Origin of the sequence: Morganella sp. Je.2.23 (genome assembly GCF_051129855.1) — a bacterium.
In the GTDB taxonomy this organism is placed as follows: Bacteria; Pseudomonadota; Gammaproteobacteria; order Enterobacterales; family Enterobacteriaceae; genus Morganella; species Morganella sibonii.
On record NZ_JBCPSQ010000001.1, the window covers coordinates 1,486,383 to 1,499,593 of the forward strand.

Annotated in this window: 13 protein-coding genes; 10 read left to right on the plus strand and 3 right to left on the minus strand. The window is 50.2% G+C overall.

The genetic code is table 11. The annotated features are described in order from the left end of the window. Nucleotides 1-41: 41 nt before the first annotated feature. Together bamC and dapA are read right to left on the minus strand one after the other, a co-directional pair. The gene (gene bamC / locus AAZR23_RS07200) at nucleotides 42-1,091 is read right to left on the minus strand and encodes an outer membrane protein assembly factor BamC (RefSeq protein WP_166708056.1); all 1,050 of its coding nucleotides are present in this window, start codon (nucleotides 1,089-1,091) and stop codon (nucleotides 42-44) included. 17 nt (nucleotides 1,092-1,108) lie between these two features. Then, on the minus strand, nucleotides 1,109-2,008 hold the full coding sequence (gene dapA / locus AAZR23_RS07205) for a 4-hydroxy-tetrahydrodipicolinate synthase (RefSeq protein ID WP_046893247.1): 900 nt from the start codon (nucleotides 2,006-2,008) through the stop codon (nucleotides 1,109-1,111). 317 nt (nucleotides 2,009-2,325) lie between these two features. Here dapA and AAZR23_RS07210 point away from each other — a divergent pair, with 317 nt between their 5' ends. The 3 genes from AAZR23_RS07210 to AAZR23_RS07220 all read left to right on the plus strand — a co-directional run bounded on the left by AAZR23_RS07210 (nucleotide 2,326) and on the right by AAZR23_RS07220 (nucleotide 4,998). Next, complete coding sequence (locus AAZR23_RS07210; RefSeq protein WP_166708057.1) at nucleotides 2,326-2,868, plus strand: ACT domain-containing protein; 543 nt, start codon at nucleotides 2,326-2,328, stop codon at nucleotides 2,866-2,868. Between the two features lie 38 nt (nucleotides 2,869-2,906). After that, entirely contained in the window at nucleotides 2,907-3,377 is a 471-nt protein-coding gene (gene bcp / locus AAZR23_RS07215) for a thioredoxin-dependent thiol peroxidase (protein WP_166708058.1), read from the plus strand. A 178-nt stretch (nucleotides 3,378-3,555) separates the two neighbouring features. Further along, on the plus strand, nucleotides 3,556-4,998 hold the full coding sequence (locus AAZR23_RS07220; protein ID WP_434691535.1) for a filamentous hemagglutinin N-terminal domain-containing protein: 1,443 nt from the start codon (nucleotides 3,556-3,558) through the stop codon (nucleotides 4,996-4,998). A 69-nt stretch (nucleotides 4,999-5,067) separates the two neighbouring features. Here AAZR23_RS07220 and AAZR23_RS07225 read toward each other — a convergent pair whose 3' ends face one another. Continuing rightward, nucleotides 5,068-6,162 carry an AI-2E family transporter gene (locus AAZR23_RS07225; RefSeq protein WP_218426229.1) on the minus strand — a complete coding sequence of 365 codons (1,095 nt, stop codon included), beginning with the start codon at nucleotides 6,160-6,162 and terminating at the stop codon, nucleotides 5,068-5,070. A 136-nt stretch (nucleotides 6,163-6,298) separates the two neighbouring features. Here AAZR23_RS07225 and AAZR23_RS07230 point away from each other — a divergent pair, with 136 nt between their 5' ends. From AAZR23_RS07230 to AAZR23_RS07260, 7 genes are all read left to right on the plus strand, one after another. Continuing rightward, nucleotides 6,299-7,762 (plus strand): tetratricopeptide repeat protein, encoded by a 1,464-nt coding sequence (locus AAZR23_RS07230; protein ID WP_107678846.1) that lies wholly within the window; start codon nucleotides 6,299-6,301, stop codon nucleotides 7,760-7,762. 11 nt (nucleotides 7,763-7,773) lie between these two features. Next, complete coding sequence (gene arsC / locus AAZR23_RS07235; RefSeq protein WP_434691539.1) at nucleotides 7,774-8,127, plus strand: arsenate reductase (glutaredoxin); 354 nt, start codon at nucleotides 7,774-7,776, stop codon at nucleotides 8,125-8,127. Between the two features lie 145 nt (nucleotides 8,128-8,272). Next, a complete protein-coding gene (locus AAZR23_RS07240) occupies nucleotides 8,273-8,836 on the plus strand; it encodes a filamentous hemagglutinin N-terminal domain-containing protein (protein ID WP_434691542.1) in 564 nt (187 codons plus the stop codon). A 191-nt stretch (nucleotides 8,837-9,027) separates the two neighbouring features. Beyond that, nucleotides 9,028-9,657 (plus strand): CDP-alcohol phosphatidyltransferase family protein, encoded by a 630-nt coding sequence (locus AAZR23_RS07245; RefSeq protein WP_052927060.1) that lies wholly within the window; start codon nucleotides 9,028-9,030, stop codon nucleotides 9,655-9,657. Nucleotides 9,658-9,659: 2 nt separating this feature from the next. Beyond that, complete coding sequence (locus AAZR23_RS07250; protein WP_260249638.1) at nucleotides 9,660-11,426, plus strand: bifunctional alpha/beta hydrolase/class I SAM-dependent methyltransferase; 1,767 nt, start codon at nucleotides 9,660-9,662, stop codon at nucleotides 11,424-11,426. 68 nt (nucleotides 11,427-11,494) lie between these two features. Further along, nucleotides 11,495-12,826 carry a dual specificity protein phosphatase family protein gene (locus AAZR23_RS07255; protein WP_434691546.1) on the plus strand — a complete coding sequence of 444 codons (1,332 nt, stop codon included), beginning with the start codon at nucleotides 11,495-11,497 and terminating at the stop codon, nucleotides 12,824-12,826. Further along, the gene (locus tag AAZR23_RS07260; protein WP_166708066.1) at nucleotides 12,819-13,211 is read left to right on the plus strand and encodes a hypothetical protein; all 393 of its coding nucleotides are present in this window, start codon (nucleotides 12,819-12,821) and stop codon (nucleotides 13,209-13,211) included. Before AAZR23_RS07255 ends, AAZR23_RS07260 begins: the two co-directional genes overlap by 8 nt.

The following is a 13,211-nucleotide window of genomic DNA, read 5'->3' on the forward strand; positions in this document are numbered from 1 at the left end:
ATTAATAATAATATTTACGCTATTCAGATAGCGAAATTATATTATTTTACAGATGATTTGCTGAATGCCGCTTCCAGTGCTTTCACCATTTCATCATTTTCTTTCTGTGTCAGTGGTTTCCCTTTGGAACTGATAAACTGCAGGCTGCTGCGGTTATCCAGGTCACCAACCTGTAAGGTATAATCACCTTCAGCTACTGACGGATCGTCGATACCCAGGCTGCTCCATTCTGCTGAGCTCAGGCCTTTGTATGTCACTTCAATATTACCGGTGGAACGGGTGCGATCACCCATTTTCATACCGACACTTTCCAGCACAACCGGCAGACGGGACCAGACCACATCAAACGGTGCGCGGACAATAATCTGCGGCAGGCCGGTTTTATCGCTGCCGCTCTGAACGTCCGGAGCAGCATACTGTGACGCGTTGGTGTCCTGACGTGCGGCATTACGCATACGGTCAAGGCCGTCAACCAGCTCGTTGAGCGTCAGGTTGTTATAACGGGTAATTTCCGTTTTATCTGTTACCGGGTTTTCACCCTGCTTCAGACCTTCACTGGTCACAACAACTGCCACCTGTGAACCGGCCGGTTCAATTTTGATACGCTGACGGGACTGTAACGGCAGATCTTCATCCGCACGCTGCCACACAATCCAGTCCGTGACAATCACGCCACCGGCTTCATCGCGCTGGCTGACAGGTACTGAGCGGTCAGCCAGAACGCGGTTGATCTGTGCCCACAGTGTTTTGTTTTCCGCTGAATTCTCCAGCAGAAGACGGCTTGCATCTCCTGCTGTTTCCGTACGGGAACCTGCTAACAGGCTGACAGTCTGTACCGGCGGACGGATGTCCAGCGCCAGACCGGTCGCACCATCCTGCTTAACCTGAGGAATGTCATACTGACCGCTCTGCAGCGGCAGGATCATTCCCTGAGGAACATTCAGCGCCTGTAACTGCGGCGCATCCAGGTACGAAGTATCGCCGCTGACCTGGCGCTTGTAGTGCTGATCGCCGGAGCAGGCTGCCAGTAATAAGACCACGGAAAGACCAGCGAGCTTCGTAACCTTTGATTTTTGCAGTAGTGTTGCCATTCAGATTCCCTAAAATATTATCGTATGCCCGCCGTCTTCATGGCGCGGCCGACCGTATTCTGCCCCGCTTCCGTGAGCGGTAACAGCGGCAGACGCAGTGTCTGCTCCGCGATCAGACCCAGCTGATGACAGGCCCATTTTACCGGTGACGGGCTTGGCTCACAGAATAATGTGTGATGCAGGTCCATCAGTTGATTGTTAATCACACGTGCACGATCAAAATCCCCGCGCAGGGCAAGATCAAACATCTGTGCCATTTCTGCCGCAGCCACGTTGGCGGTCACAGAAATCACACCTTTACCGCCCAGGAGGGTGAAATCCAGTGCTGACGCGTCATCACCGCTGAGCAGAATGAAGTTTTCATCATTCACCAGGGTTTTGATTTCATTCACACGACTTAAGTTCCCGGTCGCTTCTTTAATTGCCGCAATATTGTCCAGTTTTGCCAGACGGGCAACTGTGGCAGGTAACATATCACAGCCGGTGCGCGTTGGCACATTATACAGAATTTGCGGTAATGCGGTATTCTCTGAAATCACTTTAAAGTGCTGATACAGACCTTCCTGTGACGGACGGTTGTAATACGGGGTAACAGTCAGACATGCCGCCACACCACTGTTCTCAAATTGTTCAGTAAACCAGACTGCCTCATTGGTTGCGTTCGCACCGGTACCGGCAATAACCGGGATACGGCCTTCCGCGAACTCCAGCGTCGCCAGCACCACATCCACATGCTCCTGATGTGACAGTGTGGCGGATTCCCCGGTGGTTCCGACAGCCACAATGGCGGACGTGCCTGCCGCGACATGGTAATCCACTAATTTCCGGAGCCCCGCTTTGTCAACACGACCCTGTGTATCCAGTGGTGTAACCATCGCAACAATACTGCCTTTTAAAACGTCATTTATGTGTGACATGTACGAAACCCTCATAATCGGATAAATATAGGACAACATTTTAATGGTACTTGTTCAGGGCGCAGAAAAAAACACCCTAACTGTACGTTTTTAATGAATTTTGTTAATACCCGGCGGCACACCTTAAAAAGAAGTAATAATGTCCGCTTTTTTCGCCGGTTAAACGGCGGAACACATGATAGCGTGTCTGTATCCGGCAGGTTTGATATGCCGCAATCATTTTATTATTACCGCAGAGTACACAACAGGTTATTGCTATCAGCCTTATCTTTCTTTATGTTTAACACATTCACGGTGTCATGAAGAGGAATGAGGGTTTGCCGCAACGCGATCAGCAATATCTGGTTATCACTGCACTGGGACGGGATCGCGCAGGGATTGTCAATGCGATTACCCGTCACGCCGGAGAGTGTGACTGTAATATCGAAGACAGCCGTCTGGCCATTTTCGGTGAGGAGTTCACGTTTATAATGATGTTGTCAGGCAGCTGGAATGCCATCGCCATGCTGGAGGCCACCCTGCCGGTACTGGCGGCAGAGCTTGACCTGCTGACCGTCATGAAGCGGACACAGCGCGGGCATCAGCCTGCAGCCACCACCGGCGTCAGCGCACAGGTCACCGTGTCCGATGCCGCAGGATTGGTGGAACGCTTTACCAATTTGTTTATGAGACTGGATTACACCCTGGCCGAACTGGTGTCCAAAACCCGGCCGGATGAGGAGACAGACGCAGTACTGCTGGAAATTCAGATTACCGCGCATCACCCGACAGGGGAGAACAACACGGTATTGCAACAGCAGTTTTCACGTCTTTGTGCTGAACTACAGGCCGAAGGCACTATTACCCTGATGAATCATTAATTTTTTGTGTTGATTATTACGTTTACGGAGAGTGTGTAATGAGCCCATTGAACGCCGGAGATAAGGCGCCCCTGTTCAGCCTTCCCGACCAGGATGGTGAATTAATCAGCCTGGCCGATTATGCCGGTCAGCGTGTGCTGGTGTATTTTTATCCCAAGGCCATGACGCCGGGCTGTACTGTCCAGGCATGCGGCCTGCGCGACAATATGGATGAACTGAAACAGTTCAATGTTGAAGTATTGGGGATCAGCACAGACAAACCCGAAAAATTGTCCCGTTTCGCGGAAAAAGAGTTACTCAACTTTACACTGCTGTCAGATGAAGACCACACCGTTGCCGAAGCATTCGGTGTCTGGGGTGAAAAACAGTTTATGGGGAAAACCTATGATGGTATTCACCGTATCAGCTTCTTAATCGGCACTGACGGTAAAGTCGAGCATGTTTTTGATAAGTTCAAAACCAGCGACCACGACCAGGTCGTGCTTGAGTATCTGAAAACGCACAGCTGATTCCCCGGCGGTTTACCGTTTTTTCTGAGAAACACCATCTTACCGTGGTGTTTTTTTATTTTTCAACCATACAGGATGATATGCACGGATAGCGTCGATTCCTGATATTCCCCGCCCGTCACACTGTGCTAGTTTCTTTCCGGACGACATGATGTCACCTCTCTGAAAAGGATTCTGAATGAAAATAACACGACTCACCGCTGCTATACTGACACTCACCCCTGTGGTTGCTTTTGCCGCCCCGGTGACGGAATTTGAATACAAAAAGAAAGGCTTTAAAATTACCGTTGATGAGCGTTCAGAAGGCGTGAACATCCGTATCCCTAAAGATACAAAGAAACCAACGCTCTCCATTACCGCACCGGATGCCAATGGTATTTCCCATAACTATTTTACGGAATTCAATGTGGGCCGGCGTGGCCTGAATATTGATAATAAGAATGCCGCACAGACAATTATTAATGAAGTAACCGGTCAGAATATTACCCGGCTGCGCGGCAATATTAACGTACTGACGAATAAAGCCACCCTGATCATTGCTAACCCGAACGGCATTAACTGCAATCAGTGCGATGTTACGAATGTTAATTCATTCGTTAAAGCGACCGGTAAGATTATCTATGAAAATGATAAAATGGCAGGATACAGCAATATAACGGGCGATATTGCGTATTTTAATACCACGGTAGAAAACCGGGCGCTTGTTATGAATGATTTCGCCAAAAATATCAAAATAAAAAATTCTAAGTTGGCTCCTGACGCATTAGTACTCATGAGTGGTTTCACCGGGTACAAGTATACTCACAAACCGGTTGCTCTTATTCAGGATGACAGTTACAGGATTGGTCATAATTATGCAGTAGTACTCTCTCACTACGTTGGAGGGCGGAACGAAAAAGATCCTACCGGTATGACGAAAAAATGGCAGCAGTGGGATCCTGAGGGAACAATCACGATAGATGAAAATTCGGTTCTGACACCAATAAGACTTATTATTTCAGCCGAAAATTCAGGCATTTATAATCATGGGGCTATCGATACAAAAAAAACCTATATTAATTTATTGCATAGCTATTTTAGTGCAGATAGTTTTGAACCATTCAAAACCAGTACATTGAATCTCCGAATGCGAAATAGTATATTCTCAAACTCCGGCGATCTTTCCGGCGGAAGAATAGACGCAGATCTGTATGGTTCAAATGAAATCTGGAATTCTGAATCAATGAAAACCAGCTTATTTAATATTACTGTGCATAAACAGCAAAAAAATCGGTATTTCAAAGATGACGAAGGTGTGCTGACAATTGATACATCAGGGGATAATAATTATTTCAAAAATAATGGGGAATTTTATGTCAAAAATTTTGAAGTTCAAGCCCCGAATAGTAGATTCACGTTTAAAAACAGCGGATTATATGCTATTTTTAATATAACAAATGCAAATATCTATGCCAAAAGCCTTACGTTTGAAAATACAGGAAAAATGAATGTCACAGAAAAACTGGCTATGACTGGTGAGAATAGCTTATTTGCTTCATCCAAAACGTCAAAATTTCAACCTTCTTCTAAATACCAATTTAAAGTCAATCGTGAAGGCGTTTCTCCGGAAATTAAGCAATAAATCACACATCACTTCAAAAGGCACCGGGTCCCGGCGCCTTTCTCAATTAGCTGTTTTATTCTGACAATATTACTTCTGTTCCGGAGGTGTGCTATCCAAAATGGGTTCCTGCACTATTTTTTCCTCCGGCCAGACATTGATCACTGCTTTAATCAGCGTCGCCAGCGGAATTGCAAAAAAGACGCCCCAGAATCCCCACAATCCGCCGAAAATAATAATGGAAAGAATAATCACCAGCGGATGAAGATTCACTGCTTCGGAAAACAGAACCGGCACCAGAATATTGCTGTCCAGACCCTGTACCACCAGATAGGCGATAAACATCGTCCAGAAATCAGAATCCAGTCCCCACTGGAACAACCCGACCAGAATTACCGGCACTGTCACAATCACTGCCCCCACATACGGGATAAGGACAGACAATCCCACCAGCACACCCAGCAGCAGCGCATAGTTCAGACCGACCACTGCGAAGACAATATAAGTACAAACACCGACAATAATCATCTCCGTCACTTTGCCGCGGATATAGTTGGAGATCTGCTGATTCATTTCCACCCACACTTTCCCGGCCAGTGAACGGTTACGTGGCAGAATGCGCTGAAAACCGCGCAGCAGCTGTTCTTTATCTTTCAGTAAAAAGAACACCATCAGCGGCACCAGAATCAGATAAATCGTCATTGTCAGTAATCCCACCAGCGATGCCAGTGACATTTTCACCACCGAATCCCCGACTGAGAGCAGCTTACTGCGGGCATTATCGAGGATCATATCCATCAGCCCGACATCCATCAGAGCCGGGAAACGGTTCGGCAGTTCACGGGCAAACTCATTGAAACGGCTGAACATCGTCGGCATATCCAGCAGCAGATTACGCCCCTGCCCCCAGACCGTTGGTGCAAGAATAAAGATCACCAGCACACTGATGCCGATAAACAGGGTCAGGATCAGCATAATCGCCGGTTTGCGCGAGCAGCCGCGCTTTTCCATCTGATGGATAGGCCACTCCAGCAGATATGCAAGCACAATCGCCACCAGCAGCGGCGCTAAGATACCGCTGAAAAAATAAATAATTCCGAAACCCGCCAGTAAAATCACGGTCAAAGCAACTGCCTGCGGATCGGCAAAACGCCGTCGGTACCACTGAATGATTAAATCTAACATGACTCTGCTCCCGGGGTTAGCGGCAAAAATATGACAAATCCTGCCCACCGGGCAGACTGTGTGAGGATTTTACTTGAGTGTTTGCTATGATACACGAATTATTACCAGTGATAATCAACGGGGAAAGCGTCATCCTATGAATACGTTTCTGAAAAAACCGTTAGCCGTCTTACTGAGTCTTGCTCTGACCTTCCCGGTTCTGCCTGCCGCACAGGCGGCTGTTGAAGATGCGTTACCGGAAATCGGCACCACTGCCGGCGGTACGCTCAGTATCGGACAGGAAAATCTGATGGGGGATTTTTATCTGCGGATGATCCGCAGCAGTTCCCCGATGGTCTATGATCCTGTTTTACTGCAATATATCAATAAACTCGGCCAGCGTTTAGTCTCAAACGCGGATTCGGTCAAAACCCCGTTTAACTTTTTCCTGATTGCCAACCCGAATATTAACGCCTTTGCATTCTTCGGCGGTAATGTGGTGCTGCACACGTCACTGTTCCGCTACAGTCTGACAGAGAGTGAACTGGCCTCCGTGATGGCGCACGAAATCGCCCACGTCACCCAGCGCCATCTGGCAAGGATGATGGAAGATCAGCAGAACAAAGCACCGCTGGCCTGGGCGGCCACACTGGGCTCTATCCTGCTGCTGATGACCGGCACCCCGGTCGGTGCCGCTGCCATGACTTCCACCATGGCCGGTATCCAGCAGAATATGATCAGCTTTACACAATCCAACGAGCAGGAAGCGGACCGCATCGGCATGGGTACACTGAGCCGTGCCGGGTTTGATCCGCAGGGTATGCCGGATTTTATGACCATCATGGTGGATATGTCCCGCTACAGCTCCAAGCCGCCGGAAATGCTGCTGACCCACCCCCTGCCGGACAGCCGTCTGGCCGATGCACGCAGCCGCGCCGGACAGATGCCGCGCAAAAACCCGCCGCAATCCTTTGACTTCCTGCTGGCACGCGCCCGGGCGATGGCGATGTACGGCGGACAACCGCTGCGCAATGCCACTGATCAGATGATCGAAAACTACAGCAAAGGTAACAGTAAGGAACAAATGGCGGCTGACTATGCCCGCGCCATTCTGCTTTACCGTGACAACAAATATGAGCCTGCCTCACAAATTCTGACGAAATTACTGGCGGCAGACCCGGAGAATGTCTGGTTTATTGATGTGATGACGGACGTCGATATCGGGCTGAACAGAACATCGCAGGCGGTAACCCGGCTGGAAAATGCCCTGAAGCGTGAACCGGGTAATTCGGTGTATCAGATAAACCTCGGTAACGCCTATATTCAGAATAAACAATATGATAAAGCGACCCGGATTCTGCGCAATTACACCTTTGACCATCCGTCAGATCCGAGCGGCTGGGATCTGCTGGCCGAAGCAGGCGGGAAAGCCGGGCGCCGGGCGGATGAACTGGCTGCCCGTGCGGAATATCAGAACTTAATGGGGAATTTTGACGGCGCTATCCGCAGCCTGACCGAAGCCGCCAGGCAGGCCAAACCCGGCAGTTATGATCAGGCCCGCTATGATGCGCGGATTGACCAGATCCGCCAGTTACAGCTGCAATTCAAACAATTTAAATAATGAGGGAAACCATGACTGACACGATCACCATCTGGCACAACCCGCGCTGCTCGAAAAGCCGTGAAACCCTGGCATTGCTGGAAGAAAACGGGGTATCACCGGTGGTAGTGCTCTATCTGGACACGCCGCCGTCAGTGGCGGAAATCAAAACCGTGCTCCGCGAGCTGAAATTTGATGATGCCCGCAAACTGATGCGGACCAAAGAAGCACTTTACAGTGAACTGGGACTGGCTGCCGTAACCGATCAGGAAGCACTCATTCAGGCTATGCATGATAACCCGAAACTGATTGAGCGCCCGGTGGTGATTAAAGGCAAACAAGCCCGCCTCGGCCGTCCGCCGGAGCAGGTGTTGGAGATTCTCTGAGCCTGACTTTCCGTCCCCGGTGCCCGCCGGGGATACTCGCCCGTATATAAATCCGCCATGTTCTTTTTATGAAATCGTCATTTATTACGACTGTTACAATCCCGTCGGTTATCAACACGTAATATAATGATTAAAGGAATAAATCATGAAAAAGACATTGACTGCGTTATCATTAATTTCTGCTGCATTATTTTCCGCCCAGTCCGTTGCCGGGCAGCAACTGACAGAATACGCCTACAAGAATGGTGATAAAATCAGTGTGGCCCCGGTTAACCCGGAAATTGAAACATCCCTGACCACGGGCCCCCATAAAAAACCGATTCTGGCCATTAATTCTCCGAATCGCCGCGGCATTTCCCACAATATTTTCACCGACTATAATGTCGGCAAAATAGGTTTGACTATCGATAATAAGGACAACGCCAAAACTATTATTAATGAGGTGATCGGGGGAAATAAAAGCCGTCTGCGCGGTAATACCTTTATTGCCGGCGGCAAGGCCAGCCTGCTGATCGTCAACCCGAATGGTGTGGTGTGCCTGGCATGCAGCTCAACCAATACATCACTCTATTCTCACCGCAAAACGCTGCCCGTCGTTATCAATACCGCACAAGGTAACGATGTCATTTTCAAGGCCCGCAAGCCACTGACTGACTCAGATCGCCTGACGGATATCCGTCAGAATATTTCCCTGATCACCTCACGCTGATCCCTGCTATACCGCCGTATTAACGGCGGTAATTCTTTTATCCGAAACTTTCCCCGTCCCTGACTGTCCTACTCTGTAACAACACAGTTCCGTCATCATGCTACATTAACTTAAGAAAACTCTTATTGCAGCGATCACAGAATAACGTATTGATAATATGGATAACTGACTGTGTATTATCAGGGAAAAAAATGACCATTTATGATTTAAAACCAAAATTTCAGAACTTACTGCGTCCCGTTGTCGCCCGCCTGTTTAATGCCGGGATCACCGCCAACCAGGTCACGCTGGCAGCAATGTTTCTTTCCCTGTTCACCGGTTTCATACTGATCCTGTTTCCCGATCCGCGCCTGTTTCTTATTCTGCCGCCGGTCCTGTTTATCCGGATGGCGCTGAATGCCATTGACGGTATGCTGGCGCGTGAACATCACCAGAAAAGCCGTTTCGGCGCGATCCTCAATGAACTGGGCGATGTGATATCCGATACGATACTTTACTTCCCGTTTGTACTTCTGTTCCCGGGTTCAGCCATCTGGATACTGCTGATCCTGTTTCTCTCTGTACTGACTGAATTTACCGGTGTACTGGCACAAACTATCGGGGCATCACGCCGCTATGACGGCCCTGCCGGAAAAAGTGACCGCGCCTTTTTGTTCGGCGCTCTGGGGTTATGGGCAGCACTCTTCCCTGCGTCCCTTGATTCCGTTCTCTTTCCGGTACTGTTTGCGGTCTTTGCCGCCCTGCTGTTTCTCACCTGCTATCACCGTATCCGGCGTGCGTTGCAGGAATCTGCGCAACAAAGCGCATCTCAAAAGGACTGATTATGAGTGTATCTTCTGATTATCCGACTCAGCGTGAATCTGTTGAATCTCATTTCACCACCAGTGATCAGCAGCGGTTATTTTTCCGTTACTGGCCTTCCGCGACAGCGGAAAAGAAAGCCATTGTGCTGTTTCACCGGGGTCATGAGCATTCAGGCCGCGTCGCACATCTGGCGGATGAATTGTCATTACCTGATTTCGCCGTATTTGCCTGGGATGCCCGTGGTCATGGCCGTAATGACGGTCCGAGAGGCTACAGCCCGTCGATGGGCACATCTATCAGTGATATCAATGAATTTATCAATTTCATTTCATCCGAATATGAAATTCCGGTCGAAAACATGGTTGTGCTCGGACAAAGTGTCGGCGCAGTCACACTGAGCGGCTGGGTGCATGATTTTGCACCGAAAATCCGTGGGCTGGTTCTGGCCTCACCGGCTTTTAAAGTCAAACTTTATGTGCCGTTTGCCCGCAGCGGGCTGGCGCTGATGCAGAAAATACGCGGGTTGTTTTATGTTAACTCTTATGTCAAAGCCAAATTCCTGACCCACGACCCGGTGCGCATCGCCTCCTTTGAGCGCGATCCTTTAATCACCCGGCCGATTGCCGTCAATATCCTGCTGGAACTCTACAAGACGGCTGACAGACTGGTGGCGGATGCTGCCGCAATCACCGTACCGACACAGCTGTTTATCTCCGGCAGTGACCATGTGGTACACAGAAAGCCGCAAGATCAGTTCTATGCGCGGCTCAACACCCCGTATAAAGAAAAACACATTCTGCCGGGGTTCTATCACGATACCCTGGGCGAAAAAGATCGCCACATTCCGCTGGCAGAAATCCGCCGTTTTATCACCACGCTGTTCGAACAGCCGCGCTACCAGCACGACTACCGGTTTGAAGATGTATGCAGCGCCGGAGCGGATGCTTATCGTGAATTACAGGCGCCGCTGCCGGAGTACTGCCCGAAAAATATCGGCTATAAACTGCTCAGTAAAGCGATGTCCACTCTCGGCAAAGCCTCGGAAGGGGTCAGTATCGGTTATGACAAAGGGTTCGATTCCGGCTCCACACTGGATTATGTCTACCGAAATCAGGCACAGGGTAAAGGGATCTTTGGCCGGATAGTTGACCGTCAGTATCTTAACAGCATCGGCTGGCAGGGGATCCGCCAGCGCAAAGTGAATATTGAGAAAATTCTGCGCCGCACCATCCGGGCATTACAGGACGCCGGGCAGCCGGTACGGATTATGGATATCGCTGCCGGACAAGGCCGTTATCTCTTTGATGCGATTAATGATTACAGCCGGATAGAATCTGTTCTGATGCGCGATTACAGTACGATCAACGTGGAACAGGGACGTTTGCAAATCAAAGAACGTTTTCTGGAAAACAAAATCCGTTTTGAAGAGGGTAATGCCTTTGATACTGCGGATTTAGCGGCGGTCACACCAAAACCGACCCTCGGTGTGGTAAGCGGATTATATGAACTGTTCCCCGAAAACCATCTGCTGCGTGATTCCCTCGCCGGGCTGGCGCAGGCCATTGAAAGCGGAGGTTATCTTGTTTACACCTGCCAGCCGTGGCACCCGCAGGTTGAGATGATAGCCCGCGTACTGCCGAGCCACCAGGGCGGCAAAGCCTGGGTCATGCGCTGCCGCAGCCAAGGGGAAATGGATGCACTGGTCGATGAAGCCGGGTTTGAAAAACTGGATCAGCTGATTGATAACTGGGGTATTTTCAGTGTCTCAGTCGCCAGACGCCGCTGATTGTTGTCATACTACTTATGAAGATGCGCCCTGCCGCGCATCTTCTGTTTTACAGGGAATGAAAAACTATGGCTGATGCCGCACTGCCGCTGCCTGCCTCCCGCCGTAAGCGGTGGGGATTTGCTCTGCTCTGGCTGCTGTTTCTGGCACCTTTCTTCTTTCTGACCTACGGGCAGGTCAATACTTATACGGCTTCGCTGCCGTCAGTGCCTTCTTTTGCTTTCGGCTGGGAAACACACATTCCGTTTCTGCCGTGGACGATTATTCCGTACTGGAGCATCGATCTCTTCTACGGATTATCCCTGTTTATCTGCACTTCTCTGCGCGAACAGTGTATCCACGGGCTTCGGCTGGTGGCCGCGTCACTGGTGGCCTGTGCCGGATTTCTGCTGTTCCCGCTGAAATTCAGTTTTCCCCGCCCGCAAACGGACGGGACCGCCGGATGGATGTTTGATCAGCTTGAGATGTTTGATCTGCCGTTTAACCAGGCTCCCTCGCTGCATATTATTCTGCTGTGGCTGCTGTGGCTGCGTTTCCGCGCTCACACACCGCAGAAGTGGCACTGGTTCCTGCATCTGTGGTCAATTCTGATCTTAATATCTGTGCTGACAACCTGGCAGCACCATTTTATTGATGTGATCACCGGTGCCGCCGCCGGTGTGGTGATAAGTTATCTTCTTCCTATCCGCACACGCTGGCAGTGGTCACCGCACCGTATCCGCCGGGGTTATCAGCTGGCCGGGCGGTACGCCATTATTTCACTGGTATTGGTCATAGCAGCTGTGGTTATCGGTGGTCAGGGCTGGTGGCTGTTGTGGCCTGCGCTGACATTTTTATGTATCACAGCAGGTTATCTCGGTGCCGGAGCATCGGTATTTCAGAAAGACAGTGCCGGACGGATTTCACTGTCTGCGGCACTCCTGCTGCTCCCTTACCGGCTTGCGGCGCAGATCAGTTATTACTGGTATGCAAAACAGTGCCGCCACACCAGTATAGTGAATGAGCATATTGCGCTGGGGGGTTATCCGGCGGCACCACTGGCCGCATCCGCCGTACTGGATATGACCGGAGAGTTTCCCCGCAGCCGCTATACTGCCGGGCTGGCTTATCACTGTCAGCCGCAGCCGGATCTGTTTCCGCTGACAGAGGAACAGATCGAATCCGCAGTGAATAATCTCAGCCGCCTGGCACGCTCCGGCCAGGTTTATGTACACTGCAAACTGGGTTACACCCGCAGTACCACGGTCGTGGTCGCGTGGCTGATACGCGCCGGACTGGCAGACAATGTGGAACAGGCACTGGCCGCGGTCAGACAGGCCCGGCCGCAGATTGTTCTGCGGGAACAGACAATTGCCGCCCTGACCCGCTGGGCAGCGCGTTACGGAAAAAACAATGAATAACAGACCTCATGATGAACAGATTATTATCATTTTTACCGCAGGCTGGCGTTTCCTGGCTGCATTGTCGTTACTGGCCTTTCTGACACAGTTTTTACTTTATATTTCGGGGTTTTCCGGTGAGTATCCGATGGCGGCAGGAATTTTGTTTTTGCTGTGCAGCGCGTATTTTATCTTCCGTCTGTGGCTGGATCACCATCTGTTCCGCCGCCTTGCCCAATCTGACGATACCGGTGTTTTTGATGAATCACTGACCACGCTGTTTCCGGGCAGAGCACATCATACTGACTATTCGCAACGCTGGCGCGGCACAAAGCGGCTGTTCCAGCAAGGCTCACTCTGCATGGTACTTCAGTGGGGAGTCACCATCATCGCGTTACTTAACTGA

Bases quoted from the DNA above. Each gene is read 5' to 3' on its own strand.
- bamC (WP_166708056.1), bottom strand. From the start codon at position 1,091: ATGGCAACACTACTGCAAAAATCAAAGGTTACGAAGCTCGCTGGTCTT.
- dapA (WP_046893247.1), bottom strand. From the start codon at position 2,008: ATGTCACACATAAATGACGTTTTAAAAGGCAGTATTGTTGCGATGGTT.
- bcp (WP_166708058.1), top strand. From the start codon at position 2,907: ATGAGCCCATTGAACGCCGGAGATAAGGCGCCCCTGTTCAGCCTTCCC.
- AAZR23_RS07220 (WP_434691535.1), top strand. From the start codon at position 3,556: ATGAAAATAACACGACTCACCGCTGCTATACTGACACTCACCCCTGTG.
- AAZR23_RS07225 (WP_218426229.1), bottom strand. From the start codon at position 6,162: ATGTTAGATTTAATCATTCAGTGGTACCGACGGCGTTTTGCCGATCCG.
- AAZR23_RS07230 (WP_107678846.1), top strand. From the start codon at position 6,299: ATGAATACGTTTCTGAAAAAACCGTTAGCCGTCTTACTGAGTCTTGCT.
- arsC (WP_434691539.1), top strand. From the start codon at position 7,774: ATGACTGACACGATCACCATCTGGCACAACCCGCGCTGCTCGAAAAGC.
- AAZR23_RS07240 (WP_434691542.1), top strand. From the start codon at position 8,273: ATGAAAAAGACATTGACTGCGTTATCATTAATTTCTGCTGCATTATTT.
- AAZR23_RS07245 (WP_052927060.1), top strand. From the start codon at position 9,028: ATGACCATTTATGATTTAAAACCAAAATTTCAGAACTTACTGCGTCCC.
- AAZR23_RS07250 (WP_260249638.1), top strand. From the start codon at position 9,660: ATGAGTGTATCTTCTGATTATCCGACTCAGCGTGAATCTGTTGAATCT.
- AAZR23_RS07255 (WP_434691546.1), top strand. From the start codon at position 11,495: ATGGCTGATGCCGCACTGCCGCTGCCTGCCTCCCGCCGTAAGCGGTGG.
- AAZR23_RS07260 (WP_166708066.1), top strand. From the start codon at position 12,819: ATGAATAACAGACCTCATGATGAACAGATTATTATCATTTTTACCGCA.